The organism is Methylomonas subterranea (assembly GCF_024505185.1).
In the GTDB taxonomy this organism is placed as follows: Bacteria; Pseudomonadota; Gammaproteobacteria; order Methylococcales; family Methylomonadaceae; genus Methylomonas; species Methylomonas subterranea.
Genome location: NZ_JANIBJ010000024.1, coordinates 1 through 19307, shown reverse-complemented (window position 1 = coordinate 19307; position 19307 = coordinate 1). Strand labels below are relative to the sequence as shown.

General features: G+C 54.0%; 16 protein-coding genes, 1 tRNA gene and 2 pseudogenes. 5 read left to right on the top strand and 14 right to left on the bottom strand.

The window, feature by feature from the left end; translation table 11 throughout:
- Positions 1–9: 9 nt before the first annotated feature.
- Positions 10–1260 (bottom strand): cyclic di-GMP phosphodiesterase, encoded by a 1251-nt coding sequence (locus NP590_RS13315; RefSeq protein ID WP_256602973.1) that lies wholly within the window; start codon positions 1258–1260, stop codon positions 10–12.
- Positions 1261–1518: 258 nt separating this feature from the next.
- On the opposite strand from NP590_RS13315, the gene NP590_RS13310 reads away from it, so the two are divergent.
- Together NP590_RS13310 and NP590_RS13305 are read left to right on the top strand one after the other, a co-directional pair.
- Entirely contained in the window at positions 1519–2691 is a 1173-nt protein-coding gene (locus tag NP590_RS13310) for a phosphoglycerate kinase (RefSeq protein WP_256602972.1), read from the top strand.
- A 104-nt stretch (positions 2692–2795) separates the two neighbouring features.
- Positions 2796–2872 (top strand) — tRNA-Met (locus NP590_RS13305).
- Between the two features lie 79 nt (positions 2873–2951).
- Here the strand turns inward: NP590_RS13305 and NP590_RS13300 are convergent.
- The 13 genes from NP590_RS13300 to pilM all read right to left on the bottom strand — a co-directional run bounded on the left by NP590_RS13300 (position 2952) and on the right by pilM (position 15187).
- A complete protein-coding gene (locus NP590_RS13300; RefSeq protein ID WP_256602971.1) occupies positions 2952–3287 on the bottom strand; it encodes a HigA family addiction module antitoxin in 336 nt (111 codons plus the stop codon).
- On the bottom strand, positions 3287–3568 hold the full coding sequence (locus tag NP590_RS13295) for an addiction module antidote protein (protein ID WP_256602970.1): 282 nt from the start codon (positions 3566–3568) through the stop codon (positions 3287–3289). Before NP590_RS13295 ends, NP590_RS13300 begins: the two co-directional genes overlap by 1 nt.
- A gap of 5 nt (positions 3569–3573) precedes the next feature.
- Positions 3574–3873 carry a type II toxin-antitoxin system RelE/ParE family toxin gene (locus tag NP590_RS13290; RefSeq protein WP_256602969.1) on the bottom strand — a complete coding sequence of 100 codons (300 nt, stop codon included), beginning with the start codon at positions 3871–3873 and terminating at the stop codon, positions 3574–3576.
- Between the two features lie 46 nt (positions 3874–3919).
- Complete coding sequence (locus NP590_RS13285; RefSeq protein ID WP_256602968.1) at positions 3920–5233, bottom strand: tyrosine-type recombinase/integrase; 1314 nt, start codon at positions 5231–5233, stop codon at positions 3920–3922.
- Positions 5234–5777: 544 nt separating this feature from the next.
- A complete protein-coding gene (locus NP590_RS13280) occupies positions 5778–7001 on the bottom strand; it encodes a type II secretion system F family protein (protein WP_256602967.1) in 1224 nt (407 codons plus the stop codon).
- A 1-nt stretch (position 7002) separates the two neighbouring features.
- Positions 7003–8697, bottom strand: a complete 1695-nt coding sequence (locus NP590_RS13275) for a GspE/PulE family protein (protein WP_256602965.1) — start codon at positions 8695–8697, stop codon at positions 7003–7005.
- A gap of 5 nt (positions 8698–8702) precedes the next feature.
- On the bottom strand, positions 8703–9782 hold the full coding sequence (locus NP590_RS13270; protein WP_256602963.1) for a tetratricopeptide repeat protein: 1080 nt from the start codon (positions 9780–9782) through the stop codon (positions 8703–8705).
- On the bottom strand, positions 9779–10687 hold the full coding sequence (locus NP590_RS13265) for an ExeA family protein (protein WP_256602962.1): 909 nt from the start codon (positions 10685–10687) through the stop codon (positions 9779–9781). The genes NP590_RS13270 and NP590_RS13265 overlap by 4 nt, the downstream gene beginning before the upstream one ends.
- Positions 10688–10954: 267 nt before the next feature.
- Entirely contained in the window at positions 10955–12658 is a 1704-nt protein-coding gene (mshL, locus tag NP590_RS13260; protein WP_256602961.1) for a pilus (MSHA type) biogenesis protein MshL, read from the bottom strand.
- The gene (locus NP590_RS13255) at positions 12655–12981 is read right to left on the bottom strand and encodes a hypothetical protein (RefSeq protein ID WP_256602960.1); all 327 of its coding nucleotides are present in this window, start codon (positions 12979–12981) and stop codon (positions 12655–12657) included. The genes mshL and NP590_RS13255 overlap by 4 nt, the downstream gene beginning before the upstream one ends.
- Positions 12974–13615 carry a type II secretion system protein M gene (locus tag NP590_RS13250; RefSeq protein WP_256602959.1) on the bottom strand — a complete coding sequence of 214 codons (642 nt, stop codon included), beginning with the start codon at positions 13613–13615 and terminating at the stop codon, positions 12974–12976. The genes NP590_RS13255 and NP590_RS13250 overlap by 8 nt, the downstream gene beginning before the upstream one ends.
- On the bottom strand, positions 13605–14225 hold the full coding sequence (locus tag NP590_RS13245; protein WP_256602958.1) for a PilN domain-containing protein: 621 nt from the start codon (positions 14223–14225) through the stop codon (positions 13605–13607). The genes NP590_RS13250 and NP590_RS13245 overlap by 11 nt, the downstream gene beginning before the upstream one ends.
- On the bottom strand, positions 14222–15187 hold the full coding sequence (pilM, locus tag NP590_RS13240; protein ID WP_256602957.1) for a pilus assembly protein PilM: 966 nt from the start codon (positions 15185–15187) through the stop codon (positions 14222–14224). The genes NP590_RS13245 and pilM overlap by 4 nt, the downstream gene beginning before the upstream one ends.
- Before the next feature lie 266 nt (positions 15188–15453).
- On the opposite strand from pilM, the gene NP590_RS13235 reads away from it, so the two are divergent.
- From NP590_RS13235 to NP590_RS20670, 3 genes and pseudogenes are all read left to right on the top strand, one after another.
- Positions 15454–15699, top strand: a complete 246-nt coding sequence (locus NP590_RS13235) for a hypothetical protein (RefSeq protein WP_256602956.1) — start codon at positions 15454–15456, stop codon at positions 15697–15699.
- A gap of 17 nt (positions 15700–15716) precedes the next feature.
- Positions 15717–16835: pseudogene (locus tag NP590_RS20675) on the top strand (DUF6531 domain-containing protein); the annotation flags it as partial.
- 318 nt (positions 16836–17153) lie between these two features.
- Positions 17154–19307: pseudogene (locus NP590_RS20670) on the top strand (hypothetical protein); the annotation flags it as partial.

Below are 19307 nucleotides of genomic sequence, written 5' to 3'. Positions count from 1 at the left end.
GCTGAGGCGCTAGGATTTGCCGTGTGCAAAACCTTTTTGCAGGATGCCGCGTTGGTAATACGCGCCGATATCGATGTTGTAATCCTGGGCTTTAACAATACCCTTAATCGTCAACAGATTGGCTCTGTCATCCAGTTCCATGTCAGCCAGATTGATGACTTTTTCTTCCATGGGTTGTAGATCCGCATCCAGCAGGAGAATGATTTTAGGTCGCAGCCTAACGAATTCGTTGACCTCGACCACGATGGCAATGGAACCGTTGGTCATTGCTACCACGCAACCGGGCGGGTAAACGCCCAGGGCTTCTATGAACTTGACCACCAACTTGCCGTCCAGCTGACTGCCGCACAGATCGGACATGATGCTGGTGGCTTCCAGGTGGGTTCGGCCTTTTTGGTAAACCCGGTCGCTGGTCATGGCGTCATACATGTCGGCTATCGTGACGATGCGGGTAAACAGGGAAAGTTTTCTGTGGTTGATTTTGTTCGGGTAACCCTTGCCGTCCAAGGTCTCGTGATGCGCATGCGCGGAATCGATGGCGCCGGGATACATGTCGCGGCTGGACTTCAATAGCTCGTATCCAAGGCTGGTGTGCGAGCGCATGATTTCCATTTCGTCCGGTTCCAGTTTGCCGGGTTTGTTCAGAATATTCAGCGGCACCAGCATTTTGCCCATATCGTGCATCATGCCGCACAAGCCGACGTTATTCAGATTGGCCATGGAAAAATTGATATGCCTGCCCAACACGATGGACAGCACGCAGACGTTCAAACTGTGTTGGGCGGTATATTCGTCCTTGTTTTTCAGCTGGTTGAGCCATAAAAACGCATCTGGCGAATGCAGAATACTGTTCACGCATTCCGCCACCGCGGCCTTGGCGGCCTGGGTGTCTACCCCTTCTCCCCTGGCGATGCGTTCCATGAAGTCGGATACCAGTTCGCCGACCTGTTTGTGTATGGTCTCGGCGTGGGCAATCTCCTTCTCGAACTGGCTCAGTTTGGGCGGCGGGGCGCCGAAATCGATATTGGTATCGATAATGGGCGGAGGGTTTTTATCTATTTTGTGCGGGCGGCGCTTGCGGTCTTTGGTGGTGTCTATGTAAACGTAATCGCAGCAGTCCTTTAGTTGCGCAATGTCGTCCTGGTTTTTGATTTCAAAGCCTTGGAATAAAAATGGGCTGTCCAGCCAGGGGCGGTCCAGTTCAATCACATACATGCCGACGGCCCGCATGTTGACCGGCGTATAAACCCGTTCCGGCACGCTGTATTGGATTACGTCGCTGTCCCGCTTGTTTTTCTTTTTTCCGAAGGGTCAACGTTTTTTAACAACATTTTTTATGTTTGATGGAGTGGTTTATCTCGGGTTTCGGAAAATATCGACTGTCGGGGACAATGCCGGCGGCTGTCATAGTATAGAAACCTTTACGAAGGGTGTGTGGCCTTTCGTCAGCTTCTTTAATAAGCTTGGTCTAAAGATTAGGCTTTATAATACGGGTTTATTTCACAATCGGGAGTATGTATGACCATAAAAAGAATGGTGGATCTGGATTTGGCCGGCAAACGGGTATTGATCCGGCAGGATTTAAACGTGCCGGTAAAGGACGGTAAAGTGACCAGCGATTTACGCATTCAAGCCAGTGTGCCTACCGTTGAAGCGGCATTGGCGGGCGGTGCGGCTGTCATTTTGATGTCGCATCTGGGCCGCCCGACGGAAGGCGAGTATGACGAAGCGTCCAGTTTGCAACCCGTGGCGGAGCGATTTTCCAAATTGCTGGGTCAACCCGTGCGTCTGGTCAAGGATTGGCTGGAAGGTGTGGACGTAAAGCGCGGTGAAGTGGTGTTGTGCGAAAACGTGCGCTTTAACAAGGGCGAAAAGAAAAACAGCGCCGAACTGGGGCAAAAAATGGCGGCGCTATGCGATATTTTCGTCATGGACGCTTTCGGCACGGCGCATAGAGCGGAGGCTTCCACCCATGCGGTTGCCGAACACGCGGCCGTGGCTTGCGCGGGGCCATTGTTGGCGGCGGAACTGGATGCCCTGGGCAAGGCCTTGGAAACTCCGCAAAAGCCTTTGGTAGCCATCGTCGGCGGTTCGAAAGTGTCCACCAAACTGACCGTGTTGGAGTCCTTATCCACAAAAGTCGATCAATTGATTGTGGGCGGCGGTATTGCCAACACCTTTATTGCCGCTGCCGGTTATGGGGTGGGAAAATCGCTGTATGAAGCGGATTTGATCGACGAAGCCAAGCGCTTGATGGCCGCCGCCAAGCAGCGTGGCGCCGAAATTCCGGTCCCCGTCGACGTGGTATGCGCTAAGGAGTTTTCAGATACCGCCGAGGCAACAGTCAAAAACGTGGCTGACGTAGCCGAAGACGACCTGATTTTGGATATCGGGCCCGAAACCGCCAAACAATATGCGGAAATTGTCGCCAAGGCCGGCACTATTGTTTGGAACGGTCCTGTCGGCGTGTTTGAAATCGATCAATTCGGCGAGGGTACCAAAACCTTGTCGTTGGCGATTGCCGAAAGTCCGGCGTTTTCGATTGCCGGCGGCGGCGATACCTTGGCGGCCATCGACAAGTACGGCATTGCCGACAAAGTGTCTTACACTTCGACTGGCGGCGGTGCCTTCCTAGAGTTTTTGGAAGGCAAGGAACTGCCGGCGGTGGCGGTATTGACCGCGCGGGCCTGATACCCAATCCGTCCAGCCGGGGAATGCCTTGCGGCGGAAAAAACGCTATCTTTAAACTAATGATTTGACATAATAAATTATAGATGTATAATAACCAAATCAATCGCGGGGTGGAGCAGCTTGGTAGCTCGTCGGGCTCATAACCCGAAGGTCGTAGGTTCAAATCCTGCCCCCGCTACCAGACAAATCAAAGGCTTAGGTTTAACGACCTAGGCCTTTTTTGTTGCCAGTGGGTTTCCGGTAAGCAAATTAAAGCAATACTAATCAACGCCACTAAAACAGAAAGCCCCACAAAGCCTCCAACCCAAACCCGCCATACTGCAATTGCGGTTCGACAGTTTGAATTCTTTTCTTTTAACCCAGATGTCATATTTCGCCTGCAATCGCAACCAAGTTTCTGCTGTCGGGCCGTCAATCCAAGTTTCAAGACGAATGGCCATATCGGCGCTGATCGCCCTCCGTCCGTTGAGAACGCGCGACAACGTTTCCCGAGATACACCCAATTGAGCAGCAGCCTCTGTAACACCTAATCCCAAGTCGGGTAATACGTCATTTTTCAAAATACCGCCAGGATGCAGCGGGGCAAGCATAGCCATCAGGATACAATCAGCTTGCAACCAAGGGCATCAACAATCTTGGCGATAGTTTCAAAGCGTGGATTGCCGTCGTCGGCCAGTGACTTGTACAAGCTGGCGCGGGTGACGCCGATCTGCTTGGCTATTTCGGTCATACCCTTGGCTCTGGCTGCCGTATTGAGTGCGTGGATAAAATCCTTGGTGTTTCCGGTTTCGGCGGCTTCTTTCAGAAACAGCTTAATGTCTTCACCTGTTTCCAGGTATTCGGCCACGTCGAAAGGTGCGATGGTTTCGGTTTGCATTGTGTTTAGTCTCCCAAGTTTTTCAAAATGGCACGCGCGGTTTCAATGTCGCGCTGTTGGCTGGACTTGTCGCCGCCAGCCAGTAGCAAAACAACTTGCCCGGTTCTGAGCGTGTAGTAAATACGCAGTCCGGCGCCGAATACGAATCGCAATTCAAACAGCCCGGCATCAATCGCTTTGCAGTCGCCAAAATTGCCATTGCTTACCCGGTCGAGCCTGCTCAGTACCTTGTTTCGGGTCGTTGGGTCTTTCAGGCTGGACAGCCAGCGCGTAAAGGTTTGGGTGCTTTGCAATGCGTATTTCATGCTTTACTGTATCCCAAAGGAAACACTTGTCAAGTGGTTATGGTAACTATTTGACGACGCGCAAGCCTTGCGCTTGCTCAGATTGCGCAAATTCGATACCGGCCTGTTCCAATATCCAGGCCTCATATTTACCGTGCCAGATAGCCAAAAGCTCTAACGGGCGGGATTTGTAATGCTTCTCTGCTGTGGCGTTCGGTGCGTGGCCCATAATTTGAGCGACAACACCGACCGGCATTTCTACCCATTCGGCCAATGATGCGAATGTGCGCCGTAAACCGTGCAGAGTGACATGATCGAGCCCGACGGCATCCAATGCCCGGTTATGGGCAATGCGCGGCTCTGCCAGCTTGCCATCGGCTGCCGTGGGGCTACTGAAAACCCATTCATTCCGGCGCGGCAATGCCTTGATTAGGCTGGTTAGATAGGGTGTCAATGGAATCATCCGGCCTTCGGCATCGACTTTATCCTTAATCCACATGGCGCCCAGTTTGAAATCAATGTCCGACCATTTCAGTTCGGCCAGCTCTTCACGCCGCGCGCCAGTCAATAGCAAGCCTTGCAGGTAAGCGGCAATAACGGGATTGCTCAAGCCTTGCACCCTCTTAAACCAGTCGGCTATCTGGCTACGTTGTAACACGTCAAGCTTTTTGGCTTTGCGAGTCGGTACTTTTTTTCTAAGGTCTTGGTTCTCGACGATGGCAATATCGATCAGAGCTTTGTATTCATTATGCTGACCGCACCAGCGCCAGAACGCGCGGAACAGCTCATAACCTTGACGGGCGTTGTTGGCACGGGTGGCGGCTTCCTGCTTTTGCCAGTCGGCCAACACGCTGGCGCTTATGTCTACCATGCGCATTTGCAACAAGGGAAAGAGAACACCTTGCACAGTTAAGCCTTTGCCCCGTATTTTTTGCAGACCGCCGGCTTGTGACAGGTTCAAATGGTCGCGGTAATGACGATCACCCCAGTAGCCTTGATTGTGGGCTAGGTATTCATTCCAAACCGATTGGACGGTGATGCTGTTGCGCATGGCTTCGGTTTTGGCTTTCTCCCGCTCCGCCGCTTCCGTGGCGGCCGTATTTGCCTTTTGCTGCCTCGGATCAAGCCCTTGGTCTATCAGCCCTTGCAATCGTCGTGCCTCGGCTCTGGCATCATCAATTCTCCAAGCCGAGCACTTGCCAATTGTTAAGCGTAGCGGTTTCCCGTCAGCAAGACGGCTTTGCAAAACATATTGCTTCGATCCACCAGCAGAAGCTTTAACACCAAGCCCCGGCATTTCAGTGTCCCACATGAAATCAGATTGCTTTCCCTCGCCACATTTAAAAGACTCGATACGGCCTAATGTAAATTTAATGCGCATTTATCGCATCCACTTGCTGATCAGTAAGCAAAAATTTTGCCTTGACTCTCTTGTTTAAAAATAAACGCCCGAAGGTGCTTATCAAAAAAAGCCAGTAAGCCAATAGTAAGCAGGTTATAGGTATATCAGTAAACATCAATCAACACTAATAATTGACTGTTACAAAATAACCACTGAAAAAGCAATTATTTACAGGATTTCGTAAATCCAAATCAACGCCGATAAATGCAATTTTGTTCGGGCTAGTAACCCGAAGGTCCTAGGTTCAAATCCTGCTCCCGCTACCTGACAAATCAAAGGCTTAGGTTTAACGACCTAGGCCTTTTTTGTTGCCAGTGGGTTTTGTGTAGGCACTTTGCCGGTATTTATTCGGCTTTCAAGCACCGGTTCATGCCAAGCCGGAAACTTGTTTTCGCTCGGTGCGGATAACCGAGGGGATTTAACGGTCATCCATCCGGATTGCCGTAAGTTTCGTTTATTGTGCAGCGCCCAAGCCCCGATAAAACAGCACTGCCGTCTGCACGTATTGGGTTGGCAATCTGTTTTAACGCTGCATATTGGTCGATAAATCCCACATGGGCAGAAAAATCCCCAGGGCCAAGCCCAGTACCATGATGCCGATGACGACGATCAGAAAGGGCTCGATGGCGCTGGAGAGGTTTTTCAATTCCACATCGATCTCGCCTTCGTAAAAATCCGCCACTTCCCGCAACATTTCGGCGATGTTGCCGGACTCCTCGCCCACCAAAATCATTTGAATCACCAGCGGCGGGAACAGGCCTATGCTGCGGGCCATGCGGCTGATGCTGTCGCCTCTTTCTATGCCTACCTGCATTTTGTGCAAGCGAGAACCGATGAAGTCGTTGCCGACGGCCTGGGCGACGATGGAAATGCCTTGAATCAGCGGTACTCCGGCATCGAGTATCATGGCAAAGGAACGCGAGAAGCGTTCCATGGTGGCGCGTTCCAGGATGCTGCCCACCACGGGTATTTTTAACAGGGCTTTATGCCACTGCCGGCGTCCGTCGGCGGTTTCCAGATATTTCCCTATCAACAGGGCCAAAACCAGCAGGCCGCCCAGCATAGTCGGCCAATAGGAAACGCTGAAATCGGATATCGACATCAGCAAGCGGGTTTGCCAGGGCAGTTGGGCGCCCATTTTATCGAATACGCCCTTGAAGGCCGGAATCACGTAAATGTTGACAATGACCATGGCGACGCTGATGGCGACGAGTACCATGCTAGGGTAACGTAGCGCCGACTTGATGCGGGATTGGGTTTCCTTTTCCCGTTCCAGATAGTGGCTGATTTGTTGAAAAGCCTGCTCCAGGCCGCCGGTGGTTTCCCCGACATTGACGATGCTGATCAGTAGAACCGGGAAAATCTCCCGGTATTGACTCATGGCCTGAGACAGTTGTTGGCCGGACTCGAGTTTGCGGCTAATGCCGAACAGAGCTTGCTTCATGGCAATGTTTCGGCAACTTTCCGCCAGACTGTTGATGGCCCGCGCCATCGGTACGCCGGCCTTGGTCAGGCTGTACATTTGCCGGCTGAACAGGATCAGATCGTTGATGCCCAACTGTTGGACCGCGCGCCAGTGCAGAAACTGTTGCAGACTGCCGTCCTGGCGCGTCGCGGCCGCTATGCTGATGGGCGTCAAGCCGCGGCCGATCAAATTTTGCGCCACCATTTTAGTAGTTTCCGCTTCCAGCGACCCGCCGATCAGTTTGCCGTCGGCGTTGCGGGCTTTGTAGGTGAACAGGGGCATTTTAGACTTCCGAGATGCGCATTATTTCGTGCAGCGTGGTCGTGCCTTGTTTGACCAGTTCCAAGGCTTGTTCGGTAAAGGTTTTGAAGCCGGGGGTGGCGCGGGCGGCGGAAATGAAGCTCGCGGAGTCGTTGCGCCGCAAGGCATCCAGGGTTTCATGGCGCATTTCCAGTAATTCGTAGACGCCTATGCGGCCGCGATAGCCGAGGTGATTGCAATGCTGGCAACCGATACCTTTTTTAAAATCAATTTCGGATGCGCTCAAGCCGAAACTCTGTTCTAGCCAGATGATTTGGTCTTCCTTGATGGCGACGCTTTCGGCGCAACGGTCGCAGATTTTACGTACCAGACGTTGCGCCACAATCACTTTCAGAGCACTGGCCAGAATGTAGCCCTCTATGCCCATGTCCAGCAGACGGGTGGCGGTTTCCACCGCGCCATTGGTGTGCAGGGTGGAGAAGACCAGGTGGCCGGTGATGGAGGCGCGCACGGCGATTTCGGCGGTTTCCCGGTCACGGATCTCGCCGACCAAAATCACATCCGGGTCTTGCCGCAAGGCCGAGCGCAACACGCTGGCAAAGCTGAGGCCGATTTTTTCGTTGATCTGGGCCTGATTGATGCGCGGCAGGCTGTATTCCACCGGGTCTTCGGCGGTGATGATTTTGGTTTGCGGAAAGTTCACCGCCGACAGGGCGGCGTAGAGGGTAGTGGTTTTACCGCTGCCGGTCGGCCCGGTGACCAGAATCAGACCGTGCGGATTACGGATATGTGCTTTGAAGCGCGTCGACAATTCCGCCGGCATGCCCAGCAAATCCAGATCCAGCAGACCCTTGGAGGAATCGAGTATACGCATCACCACCGATTCGCCGTTCTGTATCGGCAGGGTGGATAAACGGATATCCAGATTTTTGTTTTTCACCCGGATCGAAAAGCGTCCGTCCTGCGGCAGCCGCTTCTCGGAAATGTTCAGACCGCACATCAGCTTCAAGCGCACCACCAGGGCCGGGGCGATGTTGATATTGTCAAGTACATGCTCGTTCAGCACGCCGTCGATACGCTGGCGGATGCGCAACACTTTCTCGTCCGGTTCGATATGAATGTCCGAAGCGTTGGTTTGTACCGCGTCTTCCAATATCGATTGCAGCAACTTGACCACCGGAGCGTCGCTGACTTCCACCTTGGACAGCAGATTGTTGAAGTCGAAGTTGTTTTCCGACAACTCGTCGCTCAGTTGCTCGGCCAGATTGCTGATTTCTTCGGTACGCCGATAAGCCTGGTCGATAGCGCTGATCAAGTCGGATTCCCGCACCACGGCTTGGCGGATGCGTTTTTTCAGTACTCGGCTGATTTCGTCCAGACCCATCAAATCGGTGGGGTCGGCCATGGCCAGCAAGATATCGTGCGGATTGCTTTCCAGCAGCATGACCCGGAACCGGCGGGCCAGGTTTTCCGGCAGTTCCTTGCAAACCTCGGGTTTGCGCTTGTACTGGGCTATGTCCAGAAACGGGATTTGCAACTGGCGGGAGAGGAAATTCAGCAGATCGGTTTCGCTGATGTAGTTCAGATCGATCAGTGTGCGACCCAGCTTGCGGCCGGTTTTTTTCTGCTCGGCCAATGCGTTCATCAACTGCTCGTGGCTGATGATGCGGTTTTGTACCAGCAGGTCGCCGATGCGGATTTTCTTTTGCGGTTCCATGGGGTTCAACGGGTCAGAGCATTGAGTCTTTGCTTAATATAGTCGACAACCCGCGGGCCGAGACTGTTTTTGCTCAGAGCTTGTTGATAAGCACGCATCGCTTCACCGGGCTGCTGCTGTTGCTCGGCGCAAATACCCAGACCCAGCCAGTTTTCGGCTTTTTCGGCTTGCAAAAGGCTGAGCTTTTGGTAAATCGGTAGCGCCTGGGCGCAGCGTTGCTGTTGTTGATACGCGGCAGCCAGCAAGCCAAGATAGCGGGTATCGTGGCTGTTGTGATGATCGATGCGTTCCAGGGTATTGACGGCGGCGGCAAAATCCTTTTGCCGCACTTGAAAATGCGCCAGTGCGGTAATGAAAATCAACTGGTCCGGGAACAAGGTCAGGCTTTCGCGCAGAAATTGTTCCAAGGCCGGCGTATCGCCTTCCCGCGCCAACAGGCTCAACAACTGTTGCCGTGCCGCCAAATGCCTCGGTTCCAGTTGCAAAACCTCCCGCAAATATTCCATCCGCATCAAATTCGAGGCGCTGTTTTCGGCCTGACGAAACAAGCTTTCGGCGCGCCGGGACGGCTGTTCGGGCTGGCCACGACCGGGTTTTACCGGCGGGACGGCAGCGGTTTGCCTGGGTTTGGCGGCCCGATTTGCTTGGGTGGCATGGGGCGATTGAGTCGTGCTTGGCACGGGTAGCTGTTGGGCGACCGGTTCCGGCCGCGCGGAAGCTAAAACAGCCGAGGTGCTGACGGGTTCGGCGGGCGTGGGTGTTGTTTCCGCATCGCCGGCCTCGGCAACGGCGGTTTCGCCTTGCGGTGCGGTGGGTAAGGGCGCCGGTTCGGCGGCCGTAGCCGGCCGGGTTGGTGCTGGCTCGGTCGATGCGGCGGGTTCGTCGGCCGGAACGGCTTGAGGCCGCCAATGCCACCAGATGAAGCCGGTCGATAAAATAACCGCCGCCCAGAGCATGGGGCGATAGCTACTACGCCGCGCTTGCCGGATGGGTTTTACTTCCAGTGTTTGCGGCGACGGCGAATGTGCCGGGTCGGCATGCTTGCGCTGCTCCAGGTCGCGCAACATTTGATTGATCAAGCTCATAGCGGAAGCGAGGGAGAAAAATACCAATAAACACCGCCGCCCAACAACAGCAGGCAGAGCAACAGGTAGTTGAAAAGTCGCTTGGGTGTCTGTTCCTGGGTGGCATCGGTATCCCGCGCGGCCAGCCGGACCTGCGGCCAGCCGATGCGGCTAAGGCCCTTGCCGTAAGCGGCCAGCAGGGCTTTATGGGTCAAAATGTTCAACAGGCGCGGAATGCCCTGGCTGTAAAAATGCAAGGCAAAAATACCGGGGACGGAGATCAGATCGGTGTGGGTGTTGCCGGCTATGCGCAGCCTGTGCAGTACGTAATCCCGTACCTGGAGCCGGTTGAGCGGCTTGAGGGGGTAGCTGAAGGTGATGCGCTGGCGCAATTGGCGGATGGATTTTTGCCCTAGCAGTTGGTCCAGTTCGGCCTGGCCGAACAGCACGATTTGCAACAGCTTTTGTTTTTCGGTTTCCAGATTGGTCAGCAGGCGCAGGTTTTCCAGAGTCTCCAGCGGCATGGCCTGGGCTTCGTCTATGATCAGGACGATTTTCCGGCCCTGGTTGGCCGCTTCCAGTAAGTGGCGAGTGAGCAATGCCAAGGTGTGGCTTTGTTCGCAGTCCGGCGGATAGCCGATGCCCAGTTCGTCGGCAATCGCCCGATGCAAACCGGCCGGGCTGAGCTGTGGATTGGGGAGGTATGCCGTCACAAAGGGTGGCGGCAATTCGTTCAGCAGTTTGCGGCACAACAGGGTTTTGCCGGCGCCGACCGGCCCGGTGATTTTGATGAAGCCTTCCCCACTTTGCAGGGCGATCAGCAGTACGTTCAAGGCTTCCCGGTGACTGGGCAAATCGCAAAAAAATTCGGTGTCCGGGGTCAGATTGAATGGCGGCTGACTGAGGCCGAAATGTTGCAGATACATAGTGAAAAATACTCAGAAAGTCACATCGGAAGCGAACCCATGCTCGCGATTGGCAATGCCGTCGTCGCGATCATGCATGGTTCCCGCGAGACTGCCTGTCATTTGCGGGGGCGATTGCCAAGCTTTCATGAGCCGTAATATTCAGCGATTGTGAAGGCTAGGGTGGATAAGCCGCGCGCATCCACCATGATTGCCGGATGCGCTTCGCTTATCCGGCCTACGTTTGTTTTACGCTGTTTTGATTGAATAATTATCATGCGCCTTGTATTACCGCCATAGCTGTTTTTTCTCCAGGCTCTCCATGCGCTGCCGGCTATCTTCCATCGGCGCGTTCCAATCCTGACTGTTACCGATGATGGTGGGTTTCAGCAGAATGACCAATTCGGATTTTCTGCCGTTGCCCTTGTTTTCGCGGAACAGGTTGCCCAGATAGGGAATGCGGGAGAAAAACGCCACGCCGCTTTTGTTTTCTTCCCTGTCTTCCTGCATCAGTCCGCCGATGACGATGATCTGGCCGTTTTCAGCATGCACGATGCTGTCCGATTCGCGGACGGTATTCAAAGCCATCGGAATGCTGCCGTCCTGGCCATTGATGGTGAATGTCTTGTCTTCGCCCCTGACCCTGGTGATGGAAGGGTGAATGTGCAGCGTGACTTTGTTGTTGTCGGCGATCTGCGGCGTCACGTCCAGCGCGATGCCGGAGAAGAACGGTGTCCAGGTGATGTCCTGAGTGACGGTGTTGGTGGCGCTGCCGCCGGTCAGAATGTTGTTGGAGGAGACGTCGGTGATGAAATACTCGTCCTGACCCACTTTGATGACGGCTTTTTGGTTGTTCAAGGTCGATATGCGCGGGCTGGACAGTATGTTGGTTTTACCCTGGCGCTCCATCAGCGAAATGAAAGCGTAAAAATCGCCGATGTTGCCGCTGACGGTAAACACCTGCGTCGAGCTGGAAATGGCATTGGCGGCCATGGCGGGGATTGGGTTGCTGGCCATCAAAAAGGCATTGGTGCCGTCGCGCACCATGCTGGCCCAGTTGACGCCGTCTTGATGCTCGTCGTTCAGTTCGATTTCCAGTATTTTGGCTTCTATCACCACCTGCCGGCCCAACTGGTCCTGGGTGCTGGCCACTAGTTTTTCCACTTCCCGCATTTGGCCGGGATTGGCTCTGACCACCACGATACCGGTTTGCTTGTTTAGAACCACCTTGCCGCCGGTTTGCGGGTTTTGCATTTCGTCGCTGTTGTTAGCCGTCGGCATTACATCGACGATGGCACCGAGGGATTGTTGCAGCTCGTCCCAGAAGTCGGTCTTGGAGGTGGTATTGATCCAGCTGCCCGAGGTGTTGTTGTTTTGATTGGCATAATTTCCACCGCCCGGAACAGCCGGATTGGCGCCGGTATTCATCTGATTCAAGTTACCTAAACGCCGGTTGCCGGTATTGATTTGCCCGGACGACACCCGGGTGCTGGAGACGCCTTCGCGCAACAAATCGATGCGGTCGATCTTAAAGATTTTGGTTTGCAGGCTGGCCGGGTAAACGATGTAGCCTATGTCGGTTTTGCTGTAATCGTAACCGTAGACTTTTTGTACCGCGCTGAGTACTTGCGGAACGGTGACGTTTTTTAACTCCAGGGAAATGCGTCCCGTAACATCCGGGTGTACCACCATGTTTTCCTGGCTGTCGAATACCAGGCTCATGAAGAACTCCCGTGCTTCCACCTCGTGCACTGAAATATTGAAGCCGCTGGCGGGTGCCGGGGCCTCGCTCAATTGCGAAGGATCGAACGCGGGAATCAGTGCATCGGTGACCGCCGCGGGTGGGGCGGAATTGGGGTCTGTTTCCAGCATGGGCGCGGGCGGATAGGTTTTATCGGTAATCGGTGTGCGCTGGGATGTGGCAGTGCCGCAGGCGGATAACAGCATAAGGCCGGCAGTCAGAAAAACCGAGAGTGGGTAGGTGTGTGTCATTTCAGCGGCTTTTTTACGGAAGGAACAAGTGTGAGTTTTTTGACCGCGTCATGTTGGCGAATGAGTACATGGCCGGGCAGTATTTTTAACAGTTGGGTATCGTCATCCAGGTAGGCGCCGGTTTTCAGCGTCAGGCCGTTGATGATGGCGCGCTTACCGTTATCGGTGATCAGTATGGCGGATAACCGAAATGCCGCCGGGCCGGCGGGATTGGCCGGCGGGGCGGCGGCCGGCAAATTGCCTGGGGTGGTTGGGTCGCGCCATTCCGCCCGGACGGCAAGCGCCGCCAGCAAGCCGGATAGCAGTAAAATTAGTTTATACACCGAGCCAATCCTTTTCAAAACTAAGGGTATACACCTGAATGCGGGTTTCCGCCCTGGGATAATCCGTGACTCTGTAATCGATACTGTCCCAATGAATGCGCCAGGGCAGATTTTCCAGAGCCTTCAGGTAGTTCAGGGTGCTGAAGTAATCGCCTTGCAGGGTCAGGTTCATGGTATGCCGAAAAACCCAGGCTTGTTGTTCGTCGTTGCCGAATATCTTGGGCGGCTGGGTTTTCAGCTCGAGCAATTGCAAATTACCGTGCTGTTTCAACATGTCTCGCAGCGCGGTTGCCATCAGCCGCGAGGGTACGAAACGTTTGTCACCGGCATCCAGTTGTTGGGTCAAATGGGCAATGGATTGCTGCAGCGCGGCCAGATTCTCGCGGTTTTGACTGTTGGGATCCAGCTTGCCCGCCGTTTCCACTTCGCCGGCCAAGGCTTCCTGGCCGAGCAATAACTGCTGGATTCGCTGGATTTCCACCGCCAAACGCTGGCTTTCCCGTTGCTGGGGTTGATAAACAAAACTGTCCCAGCCCGCCCACAGTACTAGCAAAAAGGTGCCGACTGTCAGGCGCTGTTCCCTCGGTGTCAATGAGTCGAAACGTTGGCTGAATTTATCGCTGTTATTTAACATGATCTTGTTCCTGCTCCGGTTTGAGGCTGGAGCTGACGCTAAAGTCGGTTTGCGGGCTATTTTCCGGGTTTTGTTGCATAAGCAGACGAGCGAAGTGGCGGCCGTTGAAGGCTGGGCTTTTTTGCAAGCCTTGCAGCAGGGCGGGGATTTGCTCCGGCTTGAAGCTGCCGCCTTCCAACTCCAGGCTGTTGCGGGTGCTATCCAAGCGAATGCGGCTCAGCCAGACGTCGGGTTGCGCCTGCTCGGCCAGCGCGCTCAGGTAGCGGGAAAAACCCAGCGCCTGATCGGATTGGTCGTCCGTCAATAACTCCAGAATTTGCGAAAGGTTTTGCTGGCGCTGCGTGGCTTGCTGCAAGGCTTGCAACAGCGTGTTGTCGATAGTCCGGCGCGGAAAGCGGGCTTGCAGCTCCGTTAAGCGTGTCGTTGCCGCCAGAAGTTGCTGTTCCAACTGTTCGTGCTGTTGTTTTTGCAGTTGCAGCTGGTAGGTATCGTAGGCGGAAATCCCCAGCATTATCGCGCAGACCGATACGCTGACCAGTAGATAAGGGTTTGTGAGTAATGTTTTATCGGTCCGGCCGTCCTTGCGGAGCAGATTGACTTGCTGGATCATTTCGGTAATTCCAGGTAACGACGCAAGCTGGCGCCTATGCAGGGCGCGCAGAGGTTTTGCGTGGTGTCGTTCAGCAGGATGTCGCCTTCGATTATGGCGGAAAGATCCATGGCGCGGGTGGTGATGCCGTAGTTGATGTTGAGAAAATTGATAATGCCGTAAGAGTCGTTGGGCATTAATACCACCGCCAGACTGTTGATGGGCGGCATGTCGTAAAAATGTTCCGCGTAATCCAGTGATCGTTGAATCTCCAGCGCCAGATTATTTTGTTCCAGTTGCAGTTGCTCCCGGTTGTCAACCAGCAAGCCTTCGGTCAAGCGGCTATAGCCGTAATCGAATTTACGTGAAAGGTAAATCGAGCCGTTTTTTTGAATGATGATAATTCCGCTGTTTTGGTGCAGATGCAGCACGGCGACGCCTTGCGGGTTTTCCGGCAGCAGGCTGGCTAAATTGCGCAGCGCCGTTTCCTGAATATCGATTACCTTGACGTTCAAGCCGGCTTCCTTGCATAACAGGATCAGGGATTCGCTCATCTCCGCGCGGCAGGCTACTGCTTCCAGCATGGCGGGTGCGTTGGCGCGATTGGATTTGGGCAGCGGATAGTAATCGATACCGGCTTGGTCGGCCGGGTATTCCAGCATGTCGGCAATACGCCATTTTATAGCCTGCCTGAGTTCTTCCGCCGGCACGACGGGTGCCTCCAGGCTGATCGAGCGGTACTGGTCGGGCGAGAGCAGTATATGGCAATCGTAGTCTTCCAGCTGATGGTCCCGTATCAACGCTTGCAGTTTGCTTTGGCGCTGCTGCTCGGCAACGGGCACAAATTCGCAATGCAGCAAACGCGGTCGATTCGTATCCGGGTAACGGGTCACCGCAAGCGCAAAACCGTGCGGAAAAAAACTCAAGGCAACGATGCCGGGGGCAACGCTTGGTTTACGCAGTAGTTTTTGCAGTAAGCGCACGAAAGCAGGTTCTCGAAAAATAAAACGTTAAGTGTATATCAAAATTACGGCGGCACATTTCGCGGCTGGATTCGATTGAGGCGCAGGGTTTTACCCGCCATAATTAAACTATGTTATTTACCTGGTGTATTGCTGTGATATGCCGCTTTTTTTGTCGGTTATTGAAGGAAGGCGGGGGAATAATTCAATGATTTCAATGTATTGGTTTTTGGCATCCATTCTGATCTTAATTCTGAGTGTATAAAATTCGCCCCCGAGGTAAATAAATGGCCCAAGAATTAATGACTGCAAATTACGCGGCAACCGCTGAACAAATTAATACCGGCGCCTTGTTGTTGGGGGCGGGTTTGGCGTTGACCTCGATGATTTTGGTGCCGGCCTTGGCAATGCGCCTGGGTTTGAGCGCCAGTCTGAGCGGGGTTTTGAGGATTGCCTTGATGAAGGCGTCCAATCGCGCGACCGCGGTCAAGCCGGTAGTGGTCGATCAGCAACGCTTGTTACGCTGGTTATAGAATTCACCCTCGATAAAATGGCGCGTCTGTTTTGCCGCCAGCCGCTTTGTCGGCGTTCGAGGAGTATTTTGCAATCCGGCCATGAGCCTGAACAAAGGCTGTTTGCGACCGGTATTGGGTCCGGCGGAAATTATCGAAAAGGGTATGCGGTACATACGCTACGCGGCTTTCACAGTAACGATCATGAAACGACTGAGTCATCCCGGCAAAGGAAAGATGACCTTCTCAGTGATATGGTCCGATATCAAAAAATAAAGGAAGGAACAGTGAATACGATCAGAGCGTTCAATAGCGTGTACAACGAACCGTATCAACCTTTGAACGTTGAAGTTTTCGCGATGCATATACGCGATGTTGTTTATTTTCTAAACCCCATGCGCTTCATCCACTTTTCGATACTGCTTTTATGCGGTGCATTCAGCGTCGTCCTCGCGAAAGACATTGCACCGCAACCGGCTCCATATAAATATGCACTATGCGAGCCTTCTCTGCTGGTCGTTGCCATGAAAAAAGAATGCGAAATCTGGACGGAAGGGCAATGGGTAGATATAAATACCGGCTGCATTAAGATGAAACTCCCGATGCCTTGGGATTCCGAATCACTTTTGATTCCAAAATCGATTGCTTTTTATGGCGGTGTGGCTGCCTCGTCGAATGGCTGGTTGGGGCCCGGTCAAAAAACAGCATATAACGGGTGTTGGCAAGGGCCGCCTACTTATAGCAACGGCATCGAAACATCCAATGTAATGGAAATCAAGGTTGTGACGCAGAATGGCTCAATCGGTCAGACCACGGCAAGACGCTCCAGGTCGGTGGTATGTCCCCAGGGTTACTCGAAATTATCGAATGGTGTATGTCGATTAAGCGGCGTGGACCCGGCCAAGAACAATGACATATGCAAAGCGGGAGCCAATGGTTCCAACCCGATTCATTCAGCGCTTGGCATCAAACTCCAACAAGAGAATGATTATTCGGCCAGTTTTCCGGATAGGCTTCGCTTTAGTCGCTATTACTCCAGTGCAAACAGTGTCGAGTTGGAAGGGCTTGGGGCACAGTGGCGCCATAACTATGCTCGAAAAATTGTTTTTGTCGAGAGCGTTCTGAGTACCGCGAGTGTAGTTAGAGACAACGGAGATCGTTACTATTTCAATCTCGGTGCCGACGGGAAATTCATCGGGGATGCAGATATCAATGGAATTCTGACCCGTATTACGGACAGTAACGGTCAAGTCACGGGCTGGCAATACACCCAAGAGAACGTAACGGAACACTATGATGCCGCGGGTAAATTATTGTCAGTCAAATACCCGGATGGTGTGGAGGAAGCATTGTCATACAGTACTTCGGCCACAGCGGTTGCGATTGCCCCTTCGCCCAACCTACTGATACGGGTTCAAAGCAATTTTGGACGTTCCTTGGATTTTACCTATGACATCCGCGGGCGAATCACAAAGATGGTCGATCCTGCGGGCAATCCCTATTTGTATGCCTACAACTCGGCGAATAATCTGATTTCCGTAACCTATCCCGACGAAACACCGGCGCTGACAACTGACAATCCCAACAAGATATACATTTACGGCGAACTGGCCAACACTGCGAACGTCAGTCAACCAAATGCATTGACCGGTATCATTGACGAAAACAATCAACGCTTTGCGACTTGGTTCTACAGCGCATCCGGCAAAGCAATTTCGTCAGAACATGCCGGCGGCGTAGAAAAAACCTCGTTGATTTACAATGCAGATGGGACCACTAGTATCACCGATCCTCTCAACAGTACTCGAAAATATCGCTTTCAAACTGTACTTGGAGTTCAGAAAAGCGCAGGAGTTGACCAACCCGGCGGCGCCGGCTGCGCGGCCTCCGCCAGCAACCTCAGCTACGACGCCAACGGCAACCTCGCCAGCCGCACCGACTTCAACGGCAACCTCAGCTGCTACGCCTACGACCTGAGCCGCAACCTGGAAAGCGTCCGCGTCGAAGGCTTGCCGGCCGGTTCGACCTGTCCGGCGGATTTGGCCGTCTACACGCCGAGCGGCAGCCAGCGCAAAGTCGCGACCCAGTGGCATGCCAGCTACCGGCTGCCCAGCCAAATCGACCAAGCCAACCAACGCAGCACCTTCGGCTACGACGCCAACGGCAACCTGCTGAGCAAAACCCTCACCGACACCGCAAGCCAGCAAAGCCGTACCTGGGCTTACACTTACAACGCCCTCGGCCAAGTATTAACCGCCGACGGCCCGCGCACTGATGTCAACGACCTCACCAGCTACACCTACTACGCCGATACCACGGCCAACCACCATCCCGGCGACCTGCATACCGTCAGCAACGCCCTCGGCCACACCACCACCTTTACCGACTACGACGCCAACGGCCGCCTGCTCAGGCTAGTCGATCCCAACGGCCTGGTTGTCAGCTTTGCCTACGACCCGCGCGGCCGCCTGACCCGCAAAACCGTCGACGGCCATGCCACGACCTACGACTACGACAATGTCGGCAACCTGATCAAGGTCACCCGGCCCAGCGGCGTGTTTTACCGCTTCAGCTACGACGCCGCCCACCGCCTGACCGACATCACCGATGCCTTGGGCGGCAACATTCATTACACCCTGGATAACATGGGCAACCGTATCCGGGAAGACATCAAAGATGCCGAAGGCCATGTCGTCAAAACCCATAGCCGGGTCTACGACGCCTTAAACCGCTTGGCCCAGGACATCGGCGCCTACAACCAGACCACCCAATACCAATACGATCCCAACGGCAACCTGACCCAAATCACTGACCCCAACGGCCACAGCACCCAACAGCAATACGATAGTCTGAACCGCCTGATCCGCGGCACCGACGCGCTCAACGGCCAGACCGACTACGACTACGACGCCCTGGACAGGCTGGTACAAGTCACCGACGCCAACAACCACGGCACCGTTTACAGCTACAACGGCCTCGGCGACCTCACGCAACTGGACAGCCCCAACACCGGCATCAGCCAATACAGCTACGACAATGCCGGCAACCTGGCGCAAAAAATCGCTGCCGGCGGCGTCACCGCCACTTACCAATACGATGCCCTCAATCGTTTACTTGGTATCGACTATCCCGGCACCGAAGCTGATATTAGCTACGGTTACGATTGGCTGGTAGGCAATAAGGGCCGTTTAACCTCCAGCCGACGAGGCAATGCCGCGCCGCTCTATTTTTATTACGATAAGCGCGGCAATGTGGTCAACACAACGGCAACCGCATTGGCCCATCCTTGGTACGATACCAGTATCGACAGGATCAATTACCTTTACAACGCCGACGATCAAGTCACCAAAGTCCAATTTAATTGGTACCGCCAGCATCGCTACCACTACGATCAAACCGGCCAAGTCGACCGTATATCGGTACACGACTGGGACGACGGCGACTTTTCCCGCCGCGGTTACGATGTCACCCGCATCCTGGCGGATAATATTGTCCGCCAGCCGTTCGGCCCTGTCACCGGTCTGACCTACGGCAACGGCCTGACCCTGAATCGTAACTACGACCAAGACTACCGCTTGGCCGGCCAAAGCGTCGGCAACCAACTCAATCTGGCCTACGCCTACGATGTC